Source organism: Enterococcus faecalis, from assembly GCF_029024925.1.
GTDB lineage: Bacteria > Bacillota > Bacilli > Lactobacillales > Enterococcaceae > Enterococcus > Enterococcus faecalis.
The window spans coordinates 307,952-331,675 of record NZ_CP118962.1 but is presented as its reverse complement, the minus strand read 5'-3'; the positions used below and the strand labels follow the sequence as shown (position 1 = coordinate 331,675).

Sequence of the window (23,724 nt, the reverse complement as noted above, 5' to 3'; positions counted from 1 at the left end):
AAAACGGACATCCTTTTTAGGTATGTCCGCTTTTTGTTACTTATTTATGGTTGTTTTCCAATATAAGCTAAAATTCCACCATCGACATATAAGATATGTCCGTTAACAAAGTCAGAAGCGTTAGATGCTAAGAAAACTGCTGGGCCAGCTAAGTCTGCTGGTGTGCCCCAACGATTAGCAGGTGTTCGTCCCAAGATGAATTCGTTAAATGGATGCCCTGGTTCTCTTAATGGCGCCGTCTGTGGCGTTTCAATGTAGCCAGGTCCAATCCCATTACATTGAATATTATATTGTCCATATTCAGAAGCAATATTTTTCGTTAACATTTTTAGTCCGCCTTTTGCTGCCGCGTACGCACTAACTGTTTCACGACCTAGTTCACTCATCATTGAACAGATATTGATAATTTTGCCATGACCCTTTTCAATCATATCTGGAATAACCGCTTTTGCCATAATAAATGGCGCATTCAAGTCAACATCAATCACTTGACGGAACTCTTCTGCTGACATATCCACCATTGGAATTCGTTTAATAATTCCCGCATTATTGACTAAAATATCAATAGAGCCGACTTCTTCTTTAATCTGAGCGACCATCGCTTGAACTTGCTCTTCATCAGTGACATCACACACATAACCACGTGCTTCAATCCCTGCGGCCCGATAATTTTCCAAGCCTTGTTCAACTGATTCAGGAGATAAGTTATTAAAAACAATTGTTGCTCCTGCTTCAGCTAGGGATTTCGCAATCTCAAAGCCAATCCCATAAACAGCACCTGTAATTAACGCTACTTTTCCATCTAATTGAAAATCATTCATTTTAAATTCCATGTTTTCTCCTCTTTCTTTGGTTTATTTTAATTGATCCATTGCAACCATATCCATGTCTGTGTACGTAATATTTTCTCCGCACATGGCCCAAATAAAGGAATAATTACTTGTACCAACCCCAGAATGAATTGACCAGCTTGGTGAAATAGCTGCTTGTTCATTACTCATTACTAAATGTTTCGTTTCGTCTGGTTTACCCATCATGTGGAAAATCCGCGTATCTTCTTCCATATCAAAATAAACATACGCTTCCATACGACGTTCATGTGTATGACAAGGCATTGTATTCCAAGCGCTACCTGGTTCTAAAATGGTGTAGCCCATTTGTAACTGGCAACTTTCACAAACGTTCGGATGAATGTATTGGTAAATTTTACGTTGGTTCAATGTTAATGGATCACCCGTTTCCATTGGGGTAATTTCATCAATACTAATTTTTACGTTGGGATATTTATGATGTGCTGGCACACAACTAATGTAAAATTTCGCTGGATTATCAGGGTTTTCTGAAGAAAAACGAACATGTTTTGTTTCTTTCCCAATATAATAGCCATCTTGTTTTTTCATTGTTTCTTTGGCGCCATCAATTTCAATAAAGCCTGGTCCCCCAATATTAATAACCCCTAGTTCACGGCGTTCTAAGAAATAGTCAACCCCTAATTCTTTGTCCAAAATAATTTCTAATTCTTCTGTGGTCGGTGTCACACCACCAAAAATCATCCGATCATTATGTGTGTAGGTTAAGCTGATTGCACCTGGAATAAAAACTTTCTCTACTAAAAATTCATCTCTCAATTGTTCTGTTGAATAGTGACGGATATCCGCCGGACTATGTGTATAAAGTGTTTCCATATTTTGCATAACTAAAATCTCCTATCTATTTATTTTTCCTGAGCCCGTTGCCAAAAAAGCAAGGACTTCTTTTTGACTAAATTGATTACAATCACCATGGACAGTATGTTTTAACGCACTAGCCGCTGTCGCAAAATCAATGCAGGTTTGTGGATCATAGGCAGCTAATATGCCATGTAAAACCCCACCAGCAAACGCATCACCGGCACCGACACGGTCAACAATCGGTTGTAATCGATGACATTTGGACGTATAATACGCACCTTTGTACCATAGCGTTCCGATTAATTCATTATCTGTCGCTGAATGAACTTGACGTTTGGTTGAATAAAATACTTGAATGTTGGGATAACGTTCTTGCATTTTTCGGTAGTACCACGTTAATGCGTCTTCAAGTTCTTCCTCTGGTTCTGGAATCTCCAATAAATAACGAGCATCTAATACCCCAGCTGAACAAATATCAACAAATGGAAGAATGGACTTCAATGCCACGCTCGCTTCTTTCTGGGACCAAAGTTTCCCTCGATAATTAATGTCAAAACTTACTTGGCACCCTGCTTGCTTCGCTGCTTTAACTAGCGCAACCGTCATACTTTGCCACGTTTTTGATAACGCCGCTGTAATTCCTGAAATATGAAAGATCTCTACTCCTGAAAACAGCTCATGTAAGTCCCATTCCATTTCTTCGATTTGAGCAAAGCTTGAATAGGCGCGATCATAGACAACACTGGCTGCTCGTTCTCCTGTACCAGTTTCCAAATAATACGTTCCTAGACGTGTTCCGCCAGTTCGTACAAATTCCGTTGAAACCCCATAACGACTTAAATGCTTTTTGGCGGCTTCTCCTAATGAATTATCGGGCACTTTACTAGCAAAAGTCACTTGGTGGCCATAGTTCGCTAACGAAATCGCTACATTCGCTTCACCACCGCCGTAATGTACAGCGAAATTTTCTGTTTGTGCTACGCGTATTCCGACAGGCGTGGACAAACGCAACATGATTTCTCCCAATGTTACGACTTTCCCCATGTGCCTACACCCCTTTGATTGCTTGGAATTTTTCCATATAGTCTTGGGCAACCTCACGAACTTTTTCAAAATCCCCAGTTGCTGCTGGCGCTAACAGATTGCCACCAACACCGACGGCCGTCACACCTGCGTCAAACCACTCGGCCATATTTTCCAAACTGACACCACCCGTTGGCATAATATTTAACTGAGGCAATGGCGCTTTAAATGCCGAAATAACACTCGGTCCATAAACACTTCCCGGAAATAGTTTAATAATATCTGCTCCGCTTTTCAGTGCTTCTTTCATTTCTGTGATGGTCATACAGCCTGGCAAGTAAGGAACTTGATATAAATTGCAAATTTTAGCGGTTTCTTCATCGAAGCTTGGACTCACAATATATTCAGCCCCTGCTACAATAGCTAAACGAGCAGTCGTAGCATCCAAAACTGTCCCCGCACCAATGACTACGTCAGGATTCTCTTGGTATAACGCAACTAATTCCTGAATCACTTCTGTTGCTTGAGGAACAGTAAAGGTTAACTCAATCCCCCGCATACCGCCTGCTACAATGGCTTGACTAGCTTTTAGCGCTTCCTCTTTTGTCTTTCCGCGAACCACAGCAATCACGCCAGCATTTTCTAATTTTTGTAAAATTGATACTCGCTTCAACAGACTCCCTCATTTCTTATTTAGAAATATATATTTATTATAAAGAAATTCACAACTTCATTATACAGATAAAAAAAGAAAATGCAAACGTTTTTACAAAAATAAAAAAAGAAAGACAAACAAAAATCCCAATCGACTTTTGTTTGTCTTTCTTTTTCTACTATAATTTCGCTTCAATCGCTGCTTTTGTTGCCAAAAGGGCTTGATTAATCGTCGTTTTATTTTCCTCTGTCAAACGATATTTCGGCATGCTTACACTAAAAGCACCCGCAATTTCGCCATCTTTCATTAAAGATACTCCGCTACAGAAAATATCTTGTTCAATTTCTTCATCATCGTAAGCAACCCCCGTTTGTTGCACTTGTTTTAATTCTTTTTTCAAACGCAAGGGATTGGTAATCGTATTTTCGGTATAGGGAATTAATGTCTGCGTGTCTAAATATTGTTGCACTTGTTCTTCCGAAAATTCTGCTAAAACGGCTTTACCCATGGCCGAATTATACAAAGGTCGAGTAATTCCCACTTTCGAGGACATGCGAATCGTTTGATTTTTCGGTTCTAATTTATTGATATACAGAATTTCATTATTATTTAAAATCCCTAAATGAATGGTTTCATCGACCGTATTTTGAAGATTTTCTAAATAAGGTACCGCAATTTCAGCTAAATCGATTTGCTCCACACTTTGATTCGCATAGCGAATCAATTTTGTTCCTAAGCGGTACGTCTTGTTCGTGTCTTTTTGAACATAGCCAATTAATGTTAAGGTTTCTAAAATTTTGATTGCCGTTGATGCCGTCATTTCGGTATTCTTTGCAATTTCCTGTAAGGTTTGATCGGGTTGTAAACTTAGACAGTCCATGATTTTAGCCGCTTTTAACAAGACTGTTCCGTAAGGTTTTGTTTCTTTCATCGAAACCCTCCTTTTCCATATAAGAAATTATATAGAAAAATAAAGAAATTGCAAGAAAAAAAGAACTCGAAGATTCATTCAGTAACGTTTTACTTTCACTTCAGGTCTTTCTCCCAGTCCTATTTCATTCTTATTTTCTTTTCTTTAACTCATCAGAAACATCTGCATCCTTAGGAATTAAAAGATACTCACTGACTTCTGTGGTTTCATTAAATACAACATATAATTTTTGTTCTTCATCGAAATCGCCCAAATCAATCGCTACGTAATTGGGACAAACTTCTGAGATACCATGAAACATTTGACTAAAGATTTTTTTCGTCATCCCCACATTACGATGCTGCTCTTCTGCTTTTTCCACCGCACTTTGTAACGTATATCCTTCATCTAAAAAACGCTTGATCCAATGCACTTTGACGACTGTATGTAACCGATATTTCCGTGGACCGTTTGCGTCTTTCGCAATGGAAGAAATATACCCTTTTTCTTCCCAATAACGAAGTTGACGTGGCGAAACTTCAGCAATTTCACTTAGTTCACTAATTCCTATCAACAAATTTTCTTCATTTAACAAACGCTGAATCATTTTTGACCACATTAGTTTAACTTCCTTTCCCTTATCCTTTCCTTAATTGTAGTTTTTTTTACACCTTTGTCAAGTAAGTTGACAAAGATTCTAATTAGTTGTAAAGTAGTTAATGCAATTTAATTTGAAACTTACAGAAAAAGGAGCGATATATGTGACTTCACAACAACCTGTGGATATTCACGGAAAACCTTATAACCGGTCGTTACTAGTCGGTGTTTTACTAATCGGAACATTTTGTACGATTTTAAACCAAACGCTTTTAACGACGGCCTTACCTACATTAATGAAAGAATTTGATATCTCAGCTTCAAGTGTACAGTGGCTAACCACTGGATTCCTACTTGTGAACGGCATTATGATTCCCATCAGTGCTTGGTTGATTAACAAATTCAGTTCAAAAAAATTATACATAACAGCGATGTCAACGTTCTTAATCGGAACCATCATCTGTTTTGTAGCGCAAGACTTCGGCATGTTATTGACTGGACGTCTTGTTCAAGCCGCAGGGGTCGGTGTATCTATGCCTCTTTTACAAACAATTATGCTTTCAATTTTCCCGCCTGAAAAACGTGGCGCTGCCATGGGCACAACGGGAATTGTTATCGGATTAGCACCCGCTTTAGGTCCAACATTATCTGGTTGGATTATTGATTCTTATACATGGCGTGACCTTTTTGGGATGGTCATTCCAATTGTCGTTTTAGTCCTAATTTTAGCTTCATTTTTAATGAAAAATGTCATTCAATTATCTAATCCAAGTATCGATGTCTTATCGGTCATTCTTTCTACTCTCGGCTTTGGTAGCTTACTTTACGGTTTCTCAAGCGTTGGTGATAAAGGTTGGGGTAGCCCGCAAGTCTATGGATTCTTAATTGTTGGTGCGATTGTTTTATGTCTTTTTACATATCGACAATTGCATTTAGAACAACCTTTCTTAGAACTACGCGTTTTTAAATCAAAAGTCTTTACTGTTGCGGCCATTTTATCTGGCGTAACCAACATGGCAATGATTGGCGCCGAAATGGTTTTACCTTTGTATATCCAAAATATTCGTGGCGAATCTGCCTTCCATTCAGGGTTAATGCTTTTACCAGGAGCGTTAGTCATGGGACTTATGATGCCAGTAACTGGTCGCATTTTTGATAAAATTGGTGCCCGTCGTCTTGCGATTACTGGGATGTTTATTTTAACAGCTGCAACGTTACCGTTTGCTTTCTTAACAAAAGCAACACCTATTATTTATATCATTGTCCTATATGCGATTCGGATGTTTGGTATTTCGATGGTCATGATGCCTGTGACAACTTCTGGCATGAATGCTTTACCAATGAATTTATTAAGTCACGGAACTGCTGTAAACAACACCTTCCGACAAGTAGCCAGCTCAATTGGAACAGCTGTTTTGATTAGTGTTTTAACAAATGTTACCAAAGACGGCTTACCTGCATCGGACTTATTAAAAACAGCCCCACTCACTTATCGCGACCAAGCAACAAACGCAACACTAAACGGTTATCACGCAGCCTTCTTCGTGGCAACAATCTTTGGCGTTCTCGGCTTGGCGATTACTTTCTTCTTAAATAAAAAAGAAGCGATGCCTGTTAAGGAAGTAGGTGCAATGAAATAATGATTATTTTCCTTTTAATCCTTTGCGTGTTAGGCTTTGCCTATACGAATGTATTTGGCCGAAAAGTCTGGCATAAATTCTGTATGGTTATTTTTGGTTTAGGGTTCTTAGCTTCGTTAAGTCTTATCGTTTTAAACGATAAAGATCATTTTGGTATGACCGAAGTTACTCAGGACAAAACGTTTGAACTAAAAAGCAGTAGTTCAAGCAAAGATGGCCCCAACATGTTATTGTACCAGCCGTTGGGCGATGGTTCCGAAAAAGTTTATTTATATAACACACCAGATAAAAAGAAACTACAAAAAACAGGAACGGAAAACGTCACAAACACAGTTCAAAAAGATGCTCAAAAAGCCACATTAGTCCAAAAAACGACGAAATGGTCCTATCAAGAGTCCTGGGCCAAAACACTATTTGGCCTTGCTGACAACGATAACCAATTTGCAAAACAAGAAAACACCTTCAACATTGCTAGTGACTGGCTAGTTTTAAGTGCTGATCAAGCCAAAAAATTAGGTGAATATATGGAACAACATGCCGCTGATATCAAAAAAGAAGGGACTGAAACAGTTGGCAAAAAAATGATGGCTGCTATGATGGCGAATCCATCAATGTCCCAAGAAGAACAAGCGAAACTCACCGAACAATATACCAAAGAGTTTCAACAAGAATTGATTCAGAAAATTCTTAGTGATATGAAATAAAAAAAGGACTGCCTGAGAAACTTATCAGGCGGTCCTTCTTTTTTAATGATTAACCCAAATATAAATACCTTGTTCTTCTTTTTCAAGAACTTTTGTTTCCGAAAGCAAATTTCCTGTCACCAAATCATATCTGAGAAGCGTCTGACCAGCTAAAACCAACAACTGATTATCTTTCGTTGTATTTACACTATAAATCATAGATTCTTCTAATTCTTCCGTCTTTAACTGTCCATTAATATTTAAAAAATAACTTTCTTCCGTAGCAAGATTAACAATTGACAGCCCCACTTTCCCTAATGCATTTGGCTCGTGATCAATAATCAAATATTCGGACGTTCTACTTTTGTAAATTAGGTTAGGAAAATTCTCTGTCAATTGAATAAAACGTTGATTTTTAGCATCTAAACCCATTTGCATAATTCGATTATCTGGCACATTTTCATAACTTACTCGGTTTCTATGAGCCGTTATCGGCAAGTAAATTTGATTATTTACAATCACAGAAGAAGTAAAACCATAAACATACTCTGGGTTTGTATCTAAAAATATTTCGTCTGTTAATGTCAAATTTTCTCCTTCTTTAAAAATGAACAACATATTCTCATAAAGTTGTTTTTCTTTGGCTTCCTGACTAGCGACGACATATAGCTTATTTTGTGTTCCTGAAAATTGCGTAACTGGTGTTGTAGATTCATTAAACCTGTATGAACTAACTGGATTCCCTTCAGTATCAAAAGAATATAAACGCTCTGCTTGAACAGTATAAAAATAGTTGGAGCTATAACCCGTACCAGTATAAGGATATTTTTCTGTCTTTCTTTTCAAAAGTTCTCCTTTAAAAAAATCAACACTCACTATAAATTCATCCTTAGTGCTGCTCAAAAGATCACCTGTTGAAAATAGTAAATAATGGGATTGTAATCTTCCTTTTGAAAACCCTGTTGGGACAATCTCTGGTAGATCCACACGACTTCGCTTATGTTTTTTGATGTCATTTTCAGAAAACATGAATGAATAAATCGCTTGGGTTGATAATACATAAAAATCTGTTTCTTCTTGCACAACAAAAGATTGCTTTTTTTCTTCTATCAATTTGTCTTTTACAACAAATAACATTATTCCAATACTAATCAAACTAAGAAATCCTGCTACTATTTTTTTCATATTTTCGTTGTATTTCTATATGTAATTGGCGCCTGAACTTTTTTAAACAATTGTCTTATACTCACTATATTATTCCCTAGACAGCTTTGATACCTTTCTTCTACAGTCCATTCTACATAACCAACCAATAACCGTTTTTTTCATTTTCTCTCCTCCTATTAAAACAATATGCTTCCATTGTGACCATGCACAACAAAAGCATATCATTCAATCTTTTAACAAACAATCTAATTTCAGATTATTTGAACTGTTTAGAAAAAACCAAAAATATATCTTTTTAATTATAAATCGCTTTAATCGGATCCATCCTCGAAGCACCAATTGCTGGAATAATCCCGAAAAAGATACCTGTGAAGACAGAAACCAATGTTGAAATGGCAAAGATGGACGGCGTAATAATTGGCGTAATCGAAATATATCCACCGACCACAGTTGCCAATAAGTAGCCGCAGCCGACACCAATCAAACCACCAATCAATGTGATAAACGCTGCTTCCATTAAAAATTGGAATAAAATGACTCGTGGTTTAGCACCAATGGCCCGACGAATCCCGATTTCTCGTTTCCGTTCCGTGACAGACACATACATGATGTTCATGACGCCAATTCCCCCGACTAATAGGGAGATTGCAGTAATTGCCATCAGAAACATTGTCATACCCGTGACCATTTCTTCCATTTGTTGTTGGAGTTGTTGGTCTTGGTCGTTTTCTTTAAACGTTCCTTTCACTTCAGGATGATTTTCACTTAAAATGGTGATTGCCTGTCCTAAAATTGCTTCACGGTCCGCTCCCTCACGAACCTTAATATTGATGCCACTAATTGCTTTTGTTTTCGCTAATTTATTGTATGATTCTCGAGAAACAAAACTACTCATAGCAGTTGCCCAATCATCGTTCATACCCAAACTATCTAAATCTTTTGGTGCTAAAATACCAATCACCTTGTACATATAACCACCAATTGAAACAGCTTTTCCAATGAGTTGGCTAGGATCATCAAGCCGAATTTGCGCTTCAAAGATATCATGATTTAAGACAATCGCATCTGTATTTGCATCGTTCGGTTGAAAATCACGACCATATAAAATATCATTCTGCCCTTTAGTCGACGTAATGGATAAATTCGCCTGCGCCCCAAAATAATCCATTGGTACAAACAAATTGTCTCCGCCCCCCATCATTGATTCACCATATTGAGGATAAATACTTTCAATTCCTTGAATGTCTTGTAATTTTTTCAAGTCCACTCGGCTAAACGTATAATCTGGCTCTTCATAGGACATAAAATTGTCACTGCTACCATCCGACATTGTATAATGAATCTTCAAAACATCCGCGTTCACTGCGCTGGATGCCTTCACAACTTGACGTTTCATCCCTTCACCTAGAGCAGAAATCGTTACGACTGATGTAATCCCAATAATAATCCCGACCATCGTTAAAAATACCCGCAACTTATGCGCCTTTAAGCTTAAAAAAGTACTAACAAATAAATTAGCAATCATCTAATCACCTCTTCTTCCAAAAAGCGACCATCTTTCATATGAATCACTCGTGAGGCATATTTTTTCATATCTTCATCATGTGTCACCATGACAATTGTTTTGCCCTGTTCATTCAATTCTTTCAATAATTCCATAATTTCTGTACCCGTTTCACTATCCAATGCCCCAGTCGGTTCATCAGCCATAATCAATAATGGATCATTCACCAAGGAACGAGCAATGGCTACTCTTTGTTGCTGTCCTCCAGAAAGTTCAGTAACTTTTGATTTGGCTTTTGTTTCCAAACCGACAATTTTTAGGTACTTCTCAGCAATCGCTTTTTTCTCAGCGCGGCTTTTTTTTCCTTCATAAACACAGGGCAATTGAACATTTTGTCTAACATTTAAAGAATTAATCAAGAAAAATTGTTGAAAAATAAATCCTAGATATTCATTGCGAAAGGCTGATTTTTTATTTTCAGACAATTTTGAAACATCTGTTCCTGAGAAATGATAACTTCCGTCTGTTAAGCGATCCAAGAAACCAATAATGTTCATCAGCGTTGTCTTACCGCTACCGGACTTCCCCATGATTAAAATGAACTCTCCTTGATGGATGGTCAAGTTCAATTCTTTTAAAACATGTAGTTTTTCCTTACCTACTGGATAGAACTTGTTAATGTCCCGCAATTCAATGAGGGGTTGATTTGTATTGTTTGCTTCCACCATCAAGCCCTCCTATTTCGACGCATCTGTCATTGATTCGTTGGTTGCTGATTCATCAGAAGCAATCGCTGCATCTGATTCAACAATATCACCGACTTTTACTGGTTTTTTTGAAGAAATAACCACTCGGTCGGCTGATTCTAAGCCAGATTCAATCGCCATTTTGTCGCCATTTTCTTGCCCGACTTGAACATCACGACGAATGATGGTTCCAAAATCATTCACTAAAACGTAGGCCTGTTCACCCTCTTTTTGAATCGCTTTTTTCGGTAACTCAATCGCCCCTAAATCGCCTAAATCAATGGTTGCTTGCATATGGTAGCCATTTTTGACTTTGTCTAAATTGGCCAACGCAATTTTGACGCTATAACTAGACATCGTTGTGCCGCCCTCTGGATTGCCACTCGCAGCATCGCTGTTGCCTTCAGGAGGATTATCATCGATGTAAGAAATTGAGCCATCCACAACCACATTATTGGAAACAGAAGTTAGTTTAGCTTTTTGCCCAACACTAATTTTAGTCAAGTCCTTTTCATTCACTTTCCCAGCTAAGTAAAGATCTTCTGAAGTTAACCGTAAAATCGGTGAATTGGCATCTTTTACTTCTGGAATTGATACGCGACCTTTGAAATTAGCCTTTGTGGAAATATATTGCTTCGCTCCTAAATCCGCTAAGGTTTCATTGGTGAAGGTAATCTCTTCATCTACCGCATCGACTTCTGTTTGATATTGTTCATTTAAATCATCACCAGACATCGTGCGGTCTTCTTCTTTAGTTTTATTAAATTTATCAATGGCCCGATTCCACTTATTATAGATATTCGCCCGCTTCGTTTCTAATTTGGCTAAGCTATTTTGTTGTGCCTCAATTTCTTTTGTGACCGCCTCATCTTCATAAGTAAATAATTCTGTGCCTGCATCTACGACATCGCCGTTTTTCACCTTAATCTCTGGATCCTTTGTTATTTTTTGATCACGCGCAAAGGCTTCCATTTGTTCTGGTTGGATGACACCGTTAATATAAATTTGTTGCAAGTCGGGAACGTCAAAATAGTCAATTCCCCAGTCATCTTTAGGCGCTTGCTTGACAGCTACTTGTTGTGCATTTTTATTTAACGCATTCACAGTTACGATGCCCCCAACCGCAATTACCGCAACTGCCCCCAATATAATTATCGTTTTCTTCTTCATTTTCTTCGTTTCATCTCCTCATTCTGTCTATTTTCCCCAACAAACTAAATTGCTCGGTCGTTCACTTATAACTATTTAACCATGCTTGAATTCAAGAAACAAGGGCATTTCTCTAGGCCTTTAGTCTGATTTATTTCATTTTTGTTCATTTTTTTATTTATTTCACGACAATAAATAACCATTGTTGGGTCTTTGTGTTTCAACAATCTAAAAAGGTTATTTTTATGTTATTTATAACTAAACTATGCGCAATCGAGATTTTTTGCTTCTTTTTTTATTTAAGGTACACTAGAAGAAACAATTGAAAGTGAGGGCTTGCCATGAAAGTCATTATTTTTGGCGGTAGCGGTTTTTTAGGTCAACAAATCGCGAAAATTTTAGTCCAACGCCAACATCAAGTCATCAGTGTTTCACGTCATGGAAAGCCTGCCACGCTCTCCGCATCTTGGAGCCACCAAGTGCAGTGGGTATGCTCCGATGTTACTCGTGACACGAATTGGCAAGAACAAGTCCAGCGTGCTGACTGGGTCATTGATACAGTAGGTATTTTATTTGAAAATCCACGAAAAAAGAAAACCTATCAACGGCTAATTCTGACGCCAGTGAAAAAAATCAGCTCTTTTTTAGCACAACAAAAAAAGCCAGCTAAGTTTTTATTTATTTCAGCCAATACTGTTCCTTTCCCTTTGAGAAAATATATGGATGCCAAATTGGCAGCGGAGGAACTAATCCACCAAGAAGTCGCCGAAGCAGTGATTTTTTATCCTAGTTTACTTGTAGGTCAAGAACGTACCGGCACCATACTTTTTAGTAAATGTATTTATTTTTTTAAGAAAATCCCCTTTTTAAAGAACTTATTTATTGGCTATGATCCTGTGCCTGTGGCAGAAATGGCACAAGAAATTGTTCACGTTTTAGAAGGCGGCAATTCTATTTACACACACAGAAGGACCCGTTAACAAGTTATCTCCCAATCGTCTCTGTCTAGAGGCGGTTTTTTTGTGTTACAATACAACTGTTCGAAGGAGAGAAGAAGCATGAAAAAAATTGCCATTATTGGCGGCGGCATTATCGGAATGACGTTAGCTAATTATTTAGATCCACAAAAATTTGATATTACCGTTTATGATGAAGGGCTCGGCCAAGCGACTAAAGCGAGCGCCGGGATTATTTCCCCTTGGCTATCCAAACGTCGGAATAAGAAATGGTACCAATTAGCGCGAGAGGGCGCTGCCCTATTTCCAAAGCTAGTCAAAGATTTTCAGCTGACGGAGGATATTTATCGTCAATCAGGGACAGTCATTTTGCGTCCGGCAGCTGCTTTGGCAGACTTAGCCCATTTGGCAGAAGAGCGTAAGCAAACTGCACCTGAAATTGGAGAAATCACGATGTTGTCAGCGGTTCAAACAGCGAAGTTCTTACCGCTACTTAAGGAAACTCCCTCACTTTTTATTTCTGGCGGCGGTCGCCTAGATGGACCAGCTTATCTAAACCATCTTCAGAAACGCGCCGAAGCTAAAGGGGTCACTTTTTGCTCACAACGGGCGCACTTTCGACAACTGAATCAAGGGTGGGAAATTGTCACAAATTCAGAAAAAAAGAGCGTTGATTTTCTCGCTTTAACACCTGGTCCTCATTTAAAGGAATTACTCACTACTTTAAATTTATCTGTGGACATTCGTCCCCAAAAAGGACAATTATTAGTTTTCGAGACCCCTTTTACAAACAGTCAGCAATGGCCTGTTGCTATGTTAGATGGCGAAGCCGATTTAATTCCTTTTAATCAAGGAAAAATTTTATTAGGTGCCACCCACGAAAATGAACAAGCCTGGGATTTAGAAGAGACTGTTAGCGCTTTTCAACAACTAACTTCTGGGACTGCGCCATTTCTAAAAGAAGCAGATCAGCTTTTTAAGCAACCCATGCATTACCGTGTCGGTACACGTGCTTATACATCTGATTTCGCTCCGTTTTTTGGTCCTTTGCCAGAAATGCCCCACCTTGTGGTTGCTAGCGGACTTGGTTCATCAGGACTCACTACTGGCCCATTCATTAGTTACCAATTAGCTGAATACTTCAATACAGGTGCCTTCAAAGGAGAGCTTTATCAAAAACCACTTAGTCAATATGTAAAAAACAACCCCTCACTTTGAGCCGACCCCCAAAAGTTAGACCTAGAAATCTAACTTTTGGAGGTTTTTTTGTATGGCAAAATACAGTTTTGAATTTAAACTTAAACTTGTTCATGACTACTTATCTGGTCAAGGAGGTCTAAGGTTTCTCGCAAAGAAGTATGGGTTTAAAGATAGTTCTCAAATAAGCAAATGGATAAATGCCTATAAAGAACTTGGTGAAGAAGGCCTACTTCGCAGTCGAAAAAATAAGAATTACTCTGTTCAATTTAAGCTAGATGCGATAGAGTTATATTTAACAACAGAGTTGTCCTATCAAGAAGTAGCTAATCTTCTAAAAATGAACAATCCATCATTGATTGCGAATTGGCTTAGAACGTATCAGAAGTTTGGTATAGAGGGACTCTCTAAACAGAAAGGACGTCCACCTACCATGTCTAAAAAGAAACGAAATGAACCCCAACCACTACCAAGTGAACGATCTCAAGTAGAGAAACTAGAAAAAGAAAATAGAATGTTAAAAATTGAGAATGCCTATTTAAAAGAATTGAGGAGACTGCGTTTAGAGGACGAACAAAAAATGAACGAATCGCACGAATCATTCACAGTCTCCGAAGACGCTTTCGATTAAAAGATATTTTGGAAACCCTAAGGTTTCCAAAATCTACTTACATGTACTGGCAAAAACGCCTCGACAGAACAGCTTCAACACAAATCATTGAAGAAGAAATTCAAGCGATTCGTAAAAAACATCAACATTATGGCTATAGAAGGATAACCCAAGAATTGAAACGACGTGGATTTCAAGTGAATAAAAAGAAAGTCCAGCGATTAATACAAAAGTTAAAGTTACAAGTCAAAGCTTTTACTAAGAAATCCAGAAAATATAATTCCTATAAAGGAATCGTTGGTAAAATCGCTAAAAATTTGATTCGTCGCCGATTTAAAACCTCTGTTCCTCATCAAAAAATTACAACTGATACAACTGAATTTAAGTACTTTGAAGCAGATAACGCAGGCATCTTTCGTCAGAAAAAACTATACTTAGATCCATTTATGGATATGTATAATAGTGAAATTCTAAGCTATAGCCTTTCTACTCAACCAAATGGTAAAACAGTTATGAAAGGTCTGAAAGAAGCAATTTCTCAAACAAATGATTGTCCCTATCGGCGCACCTTTCACTCTGATCAAGGCTGGGCTTATCAAATGAATGTCTATATACAAACATTAAAGGACAACAATATCTTTCAAAGTATGTCTCGAAAAGGAACCTGTTTAGATAATTCTCCTATGGAGAATTTCTTCAGTATCCTAAAACAAGAAGTGTACTATGGAAAAATCTATCAAAGTCAAAATGAATTGATAGAAGCAATTGAGAACTACATTTATTATTACAATCATCACCGAATCAAAGAAAAACTTAACTGGAAAAGCCCAGTAGAATTTCGACAATTCAATCAAAAAACTGCATAAAAAATAGAGTGGAAAAATCCACTCTATAAAAAGTCTAACTTTTTGGGGTCGCTACACTTTAATCAGTGAGCGGTTGTTTTTTTCTTTAATTAAGAAATGTGAAGTATCTTGGTAGAAGGATTTTGTTATTATGCTACTTGTGGTCGCGCATAGCGTTCTACGTTTTGTTTAATATTTTTAACCGTTTCTGGATCTTCAATGCCCGTTACTTCAGCGATCACTGTATCAACGCTTTCTTGGTCAAGCATTTCCTGTAATTGACGGCTTTGTTCATCTTCTGGATCATGATAATTAAAAACAATACCAATCATTGCTAATAAATGCGGCGACACTAGATTGCGTTCCTGTAATTCACGGATTGGTCGAATAAACCGTTCTTGCGCACCTAATTTTCTGATTGGTGTCCGTGCTACACGTGTAATAGCATCTGAAATATATTTATTTTGGAAACGTTGAATAATTTTTTCAATATAGGCTGCATGTTCTTGTTCATCAAAATTCCATTTGGCCACTAAAAGTTTACCGGTTTCCTGCAAAACTGATTTGAGTTGTGCTACTACTAAGGCGTCCTGCATCGCTTCGTCAATGGTTTGATAGCCTAACAACGCCCCTGTATAGGCAACTGTAGCATGGCCAGTGTTTACACTAAATAATTTTCGTTCAATATACGGCTCTAAATCAGCAACGTAATGAACGCCTTCTAACTGAATCTCTTTGGCTTTTCGGTTGGTATCATCAATGACCCATTCACAAAAAGGCTCAACTTGAACAAAAAGTGGATCTTCATGTTTTTGTAATGGAACAATCCGATCAACCGCCGCATCAGGAAAACCAATCCATTGTTCAGCATAAGCTGGGTTTTTCAAATATTTGGCCACTTCTTCTGCTAAAAAGGTTGAACCACCAATCATATTTTCACAAGCGATAATATCCAGCGGCTTTTGACAATTTGCTTCGGCACGTGCATCAATTCCTTGAGCAATTAATTCAGCAATTCTTGGTAAAATATTAGGACCAATTGCCGTCGTGACTAAATCGGCTTCCGCAATTGCTTCTACTACTTTTTCTGGTTCTGTCATGTTATTTAACCCGGTCACATTTTCAACGTTAATTTGTTGATGTGAGGCATCGGCCAATTCAATTGTATAACTTTTACGTTCTTTTAACGCTTGAATGATGGTTTCATTAACATCCACAAACGTAATATGAAACCCGTTTTTAGCTAAAATTTCGCCGATAAAGCCGCGTCCAATATTTCCTGCTCCAAAATGTACTGCGTTCATTCTTATTCTCTCCTTTAAGCAATGGCTAAATTTTCTGTTATTTCTTCTTTACTTAATGCGTCGGCAAGTTGCACCACGTTATCCATATCACTACAATAAAGTGCAATTTGTTGGACTAATTGCAAATGTTCTTCACCGACTCCGGCAATCCCAAATAATACGGTAGCAATTTTTTCATCTTCTTCGGTGCCAAAATTAACGCCCTCTGGGACTTGCACTACACAGATTCCTGATTTTTTCACTAATTTTTTGGCTTCTTCTGTTCCATGAGGAATGGCAATAAAATTCCCCATATAAACAGATAGCAATTGGTCTCTTTCAATCATTGCTTCAATATAAGCGGGCTCAACACAGCCTGCCTCGACTAGTTTTTCGCCGCAAAAGCGAATAGCTTCTTCTTTTGTATTAAACTGTTGATTTAATTCAATTGAAATATTCGTAAGATTTTCCATTGTTTTCTTCCTCTCTAGGCACTTTCTTTTAAGAGCGAAACCACTGTTTCATATTTTTGGGGATTAACCATACTTTTTACTGATAAGTGTGTCGCTTTCGGTGCTTTTTTACGGGCTTGTTCCGTTAGTTCAGCTTTTGTGACAATTAAAGCCTGTGTTTGTTGAGTTAATTCATTAATATTAATTTTTCGAATCGGCATTGAAATTTTCTCTTTATCTAAAATTTCTTCTAAGACTTTCATTCCCATCGTCGCTGACCCGACACGATCATCGTGAACCAAAAGAATTTCATTGACATTTGCTAAATCTCCCTCAATTTCAGAAGCAGGTGTTGCTTTGGAGACTGTTGGTTGTGCGTCGTTTTTTTCTTTGGTACCTGATAGTTCAGCCACAATTTCATCATAACGTGGTGAGTTCAAGAAGTTTTCAACTGCTACAAAGGTTGCATTAGGTGCTTTCTGTTTGGCCCGTTCTTGCAATTCCGCTTGTGTGACAATCAATGTATTTCCCTCATCGGTCAAATTATTAATGGCCCGATTCGTCACAGTTTGTACTAAACCAGCCTCTTGGACCTTTTTCCGTAAGATAGACGCACCCATTGCACTAGAGCCCATCCCAGCATCACAAGCAAAAATAATTTGTTGAATTCCTGACAATGAAGCACTACCATTTGTGACAGTTAATCCTTTTGATGCTGCTTTAGCAGCTTGGGTTTCTTTCACTTTTTGGGCAAATTCATCACTTTCTTCTTTCGCATCTGCTTTTAAAATGACTGCGGATACTGCAAAGGAAACAGCAGTTGCTGCCAAAACACCTAAAATAACTGGTAAGTAAGAACCCATTGGTGTCATTGCTAAAATAGCTATAATGGAGCCTGGGGAAGCGGGCGCACGTAAACCAGCATCTAACGTTTGGAAAACCAAACTACCTGTCGCGCCACCTGCAATAACCGATAAGAATAATAACGGTTTCATCATTACATATGGGAAGTAAATTTCGTGGATACCACCAAGGAAATGAATAATTATTGCTCCCGGCGCAGAAGATTTTGCCGCACCTTTTCCAAAAAACATAAATGCTAATAAGACACCTAACCCAGGACCAGGGTTTGCTTCTAATAGGAAAAGAATTGATTTGCCAGCCGATAAGACTTGTTCTGTCCCTAAGGGTGTTAAAATGCCATGATTAATCGCATTGTTTAAAAAGAGCACTTTTGCCGGTTCAATAAAAATACTCGTTAATGGAATCAAATGAGCATTTAAAATGATTTCCACACCACGTGCCATTGCAGCAGTCAGCGCATCGACAATTGGGCCAATCGCTGAAAAACCAAGTAAAGCTAATGCAAAACCAATCAATCCAGCTGAAAAATTGTTTACTAACATTTCAAAACCAGCTTTAATCCGATGTTGGAAATACTGATCAAATTTCTTAATTGTAAAGCCACCAAGTGGACCCATAATCATGGCACCTAGCATCATCGGAATATCGGTTCCCACAATCACGCCCATTGTCGCAATTGCGCCAACTACGGCACCGCGATCACCTGCAATTACTTTCCCACCAGTGTAGCCAATTAATAATGGAATTAAATAGGTCAACATTGGGCCAACCATCGTGGCAAAGGCTTTATTTGGCAGATATCCATCTGGGATAAATAGCGCTGTCAAAACGCCCCACGCAATCAACGCCCCGATATTGGGCATCACCATGCTAGATAAGGTACTGCCAAGTCTTTGGACTTTTGCTTTAATTGATACTTTATTTTTTTCTGGTACTTGTTCCATTTTTATTCCCCTTCTCTCAAGTAACTTTTCTTGTTGACTAAATTGTATCCGCTTTCCGAATCTGGAAAAAGTCGTACTTTGGCACAAACCATTGTGCCAAAAGTTGAAAGAAAAAAGCACGTGTTCTCTAGTTACGAAAACCAGAAAACACGTGCTTATTCCATTTCTAATAATTCCAATAATAAATGAACAACTTTTTATGCTATACTCAAATTGGCGACTTGCCTCGAAAGGAGGTGCATCACATGTACGAGATTGTCACAAAAGTTCTTGTGCCGATTTTTGTCGGGATTGTCCTGAAACTTGTAACCATTTGGTTGGAAAAACAGAACGAGGAATAAACAAGTTGCTTTCAACCGCTGCTGTCTAAACAGCAAAAAAAGACACCCTACCGCAATAGGGTGTCTTTTTAGTGCATCCATGCACGACTTTGTCACAAGTTACCTTAAATTTATCATAGGGCCTATTTTTTGTCAAGGAATCTTCTTATCTTTTTTTATTTAATCTCTTAAATAAAAATATTTTAATTTTTTAATATAAAATTATTTCAATAATTATTGAACATTTCAGAATGAATTGATTTTTTTCAGACGTAACTTTAGGCTTGAGCCAGAATTTTTTGTGCTTCATCTATTGTTTGACAATCACTGAGCCGCTGAATGTTTTCGAGATCTGAACAGAAAAAAGCTAATTCTTGAAGCATGCTTAATTGCCGTTGACTTTTTAGAGCAACGACAAATAACAAAGTAGCTATTTTTCGATCTGCTTCCGTACCAAAGTTGACCCCATCAGGCACTTGAATAAAGCAAATCCCTTCTTTTAAAACTTGTTCATCTTGTCCTTCCGCATGAGGTAATGCCACGAAGTTACCGATATACACACTGACTTTTTGTTGACGTTGATACATTGCTTTGACATAGTCAGGCGTGACCAACTGATTTTTTAGCAGTAATTCACCAGAAGCTGCAAGTGCTTCCTCCCAACTAGCATACGATTGATTCAACATTATTTGCTCCGCTGTAATTTCAAACATCTCTCAACACCTAGCCTTTCATTTCTTCAATTAATAATGACGAAAGCAACTGATAAACAATGGCTTCATTTCCTGAATGAAAAATTTCTGTATTTAAATCATTCATAATAATCGCACCACTGATTTTTCCTAAAATTTTCCCGATTGTTTCATCAATCGGCATTGGCGCTAGCATGAGTAACATACGTTGTAACTGCATCGGCTTTTTATCCATACCTTCAATCATAAGTGGCTGGGCCAGATTAAAAATACAAAAAACAGGCTGTGTCACTGCTGTACTTGAGGTATGGAATAAGGCCATTTCCGTCTGAGGAATCCCAATAGGCGCTTGCTCGTAACGTTTCATCAATTGCTGACAGACGATTGCACTATCGGTGATTAAATCTGCGGAAAGTTGCGCGAGAGCTTGTTGAACGGTTTCTGCTAAATCCGCTTGATTATTTAAATCTGCTATGAAAAATGTTTCTAATAGTTTACTAATTTCTTCCATGAAAGCGACCACTGTTTCGTAGCTTTCTTCGCCACCTATTTTTTTCACAGGCGCTTTCCTAAGCGAGCGTTTTTCGTGACTAATCCGCTTAAACTCTTCTTTCAATTGGCGGATTTCATCGTCTAAAAGTAACGGTGAGATCAATTTATATTTACCGTTGTATCCTGGTAATAACGAAGTGGAAATCACTAAGTCATAGTTTTCCTCAACATTCACCTTACCTAAATCCGCAATCCGAAAAAAATGAATCTGGTTGATAAAAGGAAAGTAGCGCCGTAATCGCATTTCCAGCATACTTGTCGAAGCCAAACCGCTAGGAGAAAAACCAGCAATATCAACTTCCATAATTTTGGGACTCCGTTCTAAAGAATTGGCAAAATGAAGTACCATGTAGGCAATTTCCTCTTCCGATAAATTCTTTTGCGGAAAAATTTGCGGCAACGCTTGGCGTAAAGCCGCAGCTATTTCTTGATATTGATTCATGATCCGTTCTAAAATGGGATTCGTTAAATCTTCTTCTTGTAAAACCGCCCGAGAAAAAACACCTGATAAATGCGTCAACAACATTTTATACAGATTGGTATCTTCGAAAAAATTAACTTCTGTTTCTTGACTTACTGCTTCAATCAGTTGTTTCACTGCATAAGCCAGCTGAGTGTCAAAATGTTCATCAAAAAAATCTTCATCAAAAGAATTAGAAAAATCACTTAATAAGCTAGCAAAAAAAACAATCTCACTGACAGCGTATAGTTGTTTCGTTTCAGCAGCGACTTTTGAAAAAAGTCGTTTAGAACAATTTAGAAAGGCCTTATTCATCTGCCCAGTATAGGTCTCATCAGCTAAATAAAAACCTGCAGTGACCCGATCCATCGCAATTGTTAACATTAAAATCAAATGTTGTAATTTACGATCACTTAATGCTGGAAATAAAGTTTCTACTTCTGGCTGAACAATTTTTTGTGCAAATGCTAAATGTTCTGCATGAATAAACTGAAAGAAAAAATGGTCGTTTGTCGTTAATTCGGTAAAATGAAAAAATTGGTACTCATTAATTTCCATACTTAGAATATTCGCCATTAGAAGACGGCGATATTTTTCAGAACCAGTCACTTCATAGCCTTGATTCCGAGAAATCGTCAACGGAATCCGAGCAATCCGTGTTTCTAATTGTTTAATATCGGCATAAAAAGTCGTATTACTAATACAATACGTTTCCAGAAAATAATGCATAGAGACTGGCTCTTTTGTTTGCAGTAATGTCAATAAAATCGCATGTTGCCGCGCCAAAGTAGAAAGTTCCTGTGTCTCTTCTCCTAAAATAGCAGCCTGAATTTCCGTCATCGCTGCTTCATCTGCTTGAATCGAAAAGCGCCCACGAGCTACTTTTTCCAACGTCGCGCCCATCGATGCTAGCGAGGTTTCTAAATTTTCTAATTCACGATATACCGTCCGGCGGCTAACCTTTAACAAATTCATCATGCGGTTTACTGAAACGGGGGTAGGACTATTCACTAATTCCGTTAATAGAACAGTTTCTCTTGTCGTTAAAAACATCTATCAGCTCCTCCTTCCAGCCATTCTTGATACTCTTTCTTATTCAAAAAACTAGTAACTACGTATAAATTTTGTTGCGTTAGATCTAAATGATAGGCTTGCGCCAGTTCACGAGTCACTACGTAGGTTGTCTCCTTGGTAAAAAAGACTGTTTCCAGTGGTTCTTTAGATACTTCAATCGCGACTCCTTGTTTCGCCGCTTGTTGCCGCAATAATTCCATTCCCATTGTTTGCGATCCTCGAACATTCTTGGCATATAAAAAAACAAGCTTCTGTATTTGTTTGGTCGGGTTCGTTCCAGTAGACTCTGAACCAAGTGAAGATTGCTCTTGAGAAGAAGCAGTCAGTTTGGCTAAAACTTGCGGGTAATAGGATTTAATTTCTAAAAAATTTTGAACACTCACCATATCCTTTTCTGGGACGTACTTTTGTGCTAACTGTTTCAATTCTGCTTGAATGACCACTAATGTCTTAGGCTGCCACTTCATCTGATGAACGGACTGGTAAGTCACAGGTATCTCCAAGTCCACAGCTTTTAATTGTCGGCTCAGCAAGCTAGCCCCCATGGCACTTGAGCCCATTCCTGCATCACAAACAAATAAAATTTGCTGATAGTTAGGTGTGACTGTTTCCACTTGGTCTTCCTCCTTCTCCTTCATCTTTATCATTGAAACTGGTTCAATTCCTCGTTGACGTTTTAATAACAAGCTTGCTATTGCAAAAGAGCACAGAAAGCTAACAAAAATTCCGCTAAAAACCGCCAGCCTCGCATCAGTCGGGGCATTGGCTAAAATCGCAACCAATGAACCTGGCGAAGCTGGAGCACTTAGACCCACATTAAATATTTGAAAAACAAGCGTACCACTCATTCCTCCAGCAATTACTGCTAAAAATAAGCGCGGGTCCATCAAAACAAACGGAAAATAAATTTCATGAATGCCCCCAATCAGTTGAATCATGGTGGCACCTCCTGCTGTTTTTCGTTGTCCTACAGGCCCAAACAGCAGAAAAGCAACCAAAACGCCCACGCCTGGTCCAGGATTTGTTTCCAATAGAAATAAAATGGACTGACCTGTTTGACTAGCACCTTCTAAACCTAGAGGCGTTAATAAGCCATGGTTAATCGCATTATTAAAAAATAACACTTTTAAGGGCTCTAAGAAAACGTGAACCAATGGTAAAAGATTGGCTTCAATTAACCAAGAAGAAAATTGATACAGCCAAAAACTAGCACTTTCAACAGCAGGAGCTACAACCAGAATACCAAAACAGCAAAGCAGTCCTCCCACAATTCCTGCTAAAAAGTTTTTAGTCAGCATCTCATAGCCTTCTTTAACTTTCGGTAAGAGAATTTGTTCAATTTTGGCGAAAGTATATCCTGCTAAAGGGCCAATAAACATAGCACCAAACAACTGTGGAACATCTGTGGAAACAATCACGCCCACTGTCGCAATAGCAGCAACAACGCCGCCACGTTGTTCCTCGAACATTTTTCCGCCTGTAAAACCAATTAGAATCGGTAAAACAACTCGAATCATTATCGTTTCGACTTCAGAAAGAGCTAGCCGTAGATTCCCAGTCGTATAGCCAGCCACCAAAGACAATAAGCTCCACGCAATAAAAATACTCAAATTTGGCATAATCATCCCACTCAAACGATGACCAAAACGACGTAAATAGGGAGTTACTTTCACAAACTTATGTTTAAAAAAGAGCGAATGCATTTCTTTTTCCTTCATATTCCTTGTCCCT

Annotated in this window: 21 protein-coding genes and 1 pseudogene; 6 read left to right on the top strand and 16 right to left on the bottom strand. The window is 38.2% G+C overall.

Annotation, left to right across the window (positions count from 1 at the left end):
- Nucleotides 1-44 precede the first annotated feature (44 nt).
- From PYW42_RS01650 to PYW42_RS01625, 6 genes are all read right to left on the bottom strand, one after another.
- Nucleotides 45-833, bottom strand: coding sequence for a gluconate 5-dehydrogenase (locus PYW42_RS01650; RefSeq protein ID WP_002362994.1), 789 nt, complete (start codon nt 831-833; stop codon nt 45-47).
- Nucleotides 834-854: 21 nt separating this feature from the next.
- On the bottom strand, nt 855-1,694 hold the full coding sequence (gene kduI / locus PYW42_RS01645) for a 5-dehydro-4-deoxy-D-glucuronate isomerase (protein ID WP_002362992.1): 840 nt from the start codon (nt 1,692-1,694) through the stop codon (nt 855-857).
- Between the two features lie 12 nt (nt 1,695-1,706).
- Nucleotides 1,707-2,714 (bottom strand): sugar kinase, encoded by a 1,008-nt coding sequence (locus PYW42_RS01640; RefSeq protein ID WP_002403812.1) that lies wholly within the window; start codon nt 2,712-2,714, stop codon nt 1,707-1,709.
- Nucleotides 2,715-2,718: 4 nt separating this feature from the next.
- Nucleotides 2,719-3,366, bottom strand: coding sequence for a bifunctional 4-hydroxy-2-oxoglutarate aldolase/2-dehydro-3-deoxy-phosphogluconate aldolase (locus PYW42_RS01635; RefSeq protein ID WP_002362990.1), 648 nt, complete (start codon nt 3,364-3,366; stop codon nt 2,719-2,721).
- A 160-nt stretch (nt 3,367-3,526) separates the two neighbouring features.
- On the bottom strand, nt 3,527-4,279 hold the full coding sequence (locus tag PYW42_RS01630) for an IclR family transcriptional regulator (protein WP_002355294.1): 753 nt from the start codon (nt 4,277-4,279) through the stop codon (nt 3,527-3,529).
- A gap of 130 nt (nt 4,280-4,409) precedes the next feature.
- Complete coding sequence (locus PYW42_RS01625; RefSeq protein WP_002383688.1) at nt 4,410-4,877, bottom strand: MerR family transcriptional regulator; 468 nt, start codon at nt 4,875-4,877, stop codon at nt 4,410-4,412.
- Between the two features lie 100 nt (nt 4,878-4,977).
- Here PYW42_RS01625 and PYW42_RS01620 point away from each other — a divergent pair, with 100 nt between their 5' ends.
- Nucleotides 4,978-6,495, top strand: a complete 1,518-nt coding sequence (locus PYW42_RS01620; protein WP_002385351.1) for an MDR family MFS transporter — start codon at nt 4,978-4,980, stop codon at nt 6,493-6,495.
- Complete coding sequence (locus PYW42_RS01615; RefSeq protein ID WP_002362987.1) at nt 6,495-7,199, top strand: DUF4811 domain-containing protein; 705 nt, start codon at nt 6,495-6,497, stop codon at nt 7,197-7,199. Before PYW42_RS01620 ends, PYW42_RS01615 begins: the two co-directional genes overlap by 1 nt.
- Nucleotides 7,200-7,241: 42 nt before the next feature.
- Here PYW42_RS01615 and PYW42_RS01610 read toward each other — a convergent pair whose 3' ends face one another.
- From PYW42_RS01610 to PYW42_RS01595, 4 genes are all read right to left on the bottom strand, one after another.
- Nucleotides 7,242-8,363 carry a hypothetical protein gene (locus tag PYW42_RS01610; RefSeq protein WP_002362985.1) on the bottom strand — a complete coding sequence of 374 codons (1,122 nt, stop codon included), beginning with the start codon at nt 8,361-8,363 and terminating at the stop codon, nt 7,242-7,244.
- 277 nt (nt 8,364-8,640) lie between these two features.
- Entirely contained in the window at nt 8,641-9,870 is a 1,230-nt protein-coding gene (locus PYW42_RS01605; RefSeq protein ID WP_002362983.1) for an ABC transporter permease, read from the bottom strand.
- A complete protein-coding gene (locus tag PYW42_RS01600) occupies nt 9,867-10,577 on the bottom strand; it encodes an ABC transporter ATP-binding protein (protein WP_002403815.1) in 711 nt (236 codons plus the stop codon). Before PYW42_RS01600 ends, PYW42_RS01605 begins: the two co-directional genes overlap by 4 nt.
- Before the next feature lie 9 nt (nt 10,578-10,586).
- On the bottom strand, nt 10,587-11,765 hold the full coding sequence (locus PYW42_RS01595; RefSeq protein WP_002355284.1) for an efflux RND transporter periplasmic adaptor subunit: 1,179 nt from the start codon (nt 11,763-11,765) through the stop codon (nt 10,587-10,589).
- A gap of 320 nt (nt 11,766-12,085) precedes the next feature.
- Between PYW42_RS01595 and PYW42_RS01590 the strand changes: the two genes are divergently transcribed.
- The 3 genes and pseudogenes from PYW42_RS01590 (at nt 12,086) to PYW42_RS01580 (ending at nt 15,373) form a co-directional block, all read left to right on the top strand.
- Complete coding sequence (locus PYW42_RS01590; protein WP_002358396.1) at nt 12,086-12,724, top strand: NAD(P)H-binding protein; 639 nt, start codon at nt 12,086-12,088, stop codon at nt 12,722-12,724.
- Between the two features lie 78 nt (nt 12,725-12,802).
- The gene (locus PYW42_RS01585; protein WP_002362981.1) at nt 12,803-13,918 is read left to right on the top strand and encodes an NAD(P)/FAD-dependent oxidoreductase; all 1,116 of its coding nucleotides are present in this window, start codon (nt 12,803-12,805) and stop codon (nt 13,916-13,918) included.
- Nucleotides 13,919-13,970: 52 nt separating this feature from the next.
- Nucleotides 13,971-15,373, top strand: a pseudogene (locus tag PYW42_RS01580) (IS3 family transposase).
- Between the two features lie 128 nt (nt 15,374-15,501).
- On the opposite strand, the gene PYW42_RS01575 reads toward PYW42_RS01580, so the two are convergent.
- Genes PYW42_RS01575 through PYW42_RS01565 form a run of 3 tightly spaced genes read right to left on the bottom strand, consistent with a single transcriptional unit; the run spans nt 15,502 to nt 18,895 of the window.
- A complete protein-coding gene (locus PYW42_RS01575; protein ID WP_002355280.1) occupies nt 15,502-16,656 on the bottom strand; it encodes a mannitol-1-phosphate 5-dehydrogenase in 1,155 nt (384 codons plus the stop codon).
- 14 nt (nt 16,657-16,670) lie between these two features.
- Entirely contained in the window at nt 16,671-17,108 is a 438-nt protein-coding gene (locus tag PYW42_RS01570; protein ID WP_002355279.1) for a PTS sugar transporter subunit IIA, read from the bottom strand.
- 14 nt (nt 17,109-17,122) lie between these two features.
- Entirely contained in the window at nt 17,123-18,895 is a 1,773-nt protein-coding gene (locus PYW42_RS01565; protein ID WP_002387897.1) for a PTS mannitol-specific transporter subunit IIBC, read from the bottom strand.
- A gap of 245 nt (nt 18,896-19,140) precedes the next feature.
- On the opposite strand from PYW42_RS01565, the gene PYW42_RS01560 reads away from it, so the two are divergent.
- Entirely contained in the window at nt 19,141-19,236 is a 96-nt protein-coding gene (locus PYW42_RS01560) for a type I toxin-antitoxin system Fst family toxin (RefSeq protein ID WP_142954371.1), read from the top strand.
- A gap of 257 nt (nt 19,237-19,493) precedes the next feature.
- Here the strand turns inward: PYW42_RS01560 and PYW42_RS01555 are convergent, their stop codons facing one another.
- From PYW42_RS01555 to PYW42_RS01545, 3 genes are read right to left on the bottom strand one after another with little or no spacing between them, the layout of a single operon-like run.
- Nucleotides 19,494-19,928, bottom strand: a complete 435-nt coding sequence (locus PYW42_RS01555; RefSeq protein WP_002355276.1) for a PTS sugar transporter subunit IIA — start codon at nt 19,926-19,928, stop codon at nt 19,494-19,496.
- A 10-nt stretch (nt 19,929-19,938) separates the two neighbouring features.
- Nucleotides 19,939-21,972, bottom strand: coding sequence for a BglG family transcription antiterminator (locus tag PYW42_RS01550; RefSeq protein ID WP_002355275.1), 2,034 nt, complete (start codon nt 21,970-21,972; stop codon nt 19,939-19,941).
- Nucleotides 21,963-23,711 carry a PTS transporter subunit EIIC gene (locus PYW42_RS01545; RefSeq protein ID WP_002403688.1) on the bottom strand — a complete coding sequence of 583 codons (1,749 nt, stop codon included), beginning with the start codon at nt 23,709-23,711 and terminating at the stop codon, nt 21,963-21,965. The genes PYW42_RS01550 and PYW42_RS01545 overlap by 10 nt, the downstream gene beginning before the upstream one ends.
- Between the last annotated feature and the right edge of the window lie 13 nt (nt 23,712-23,724).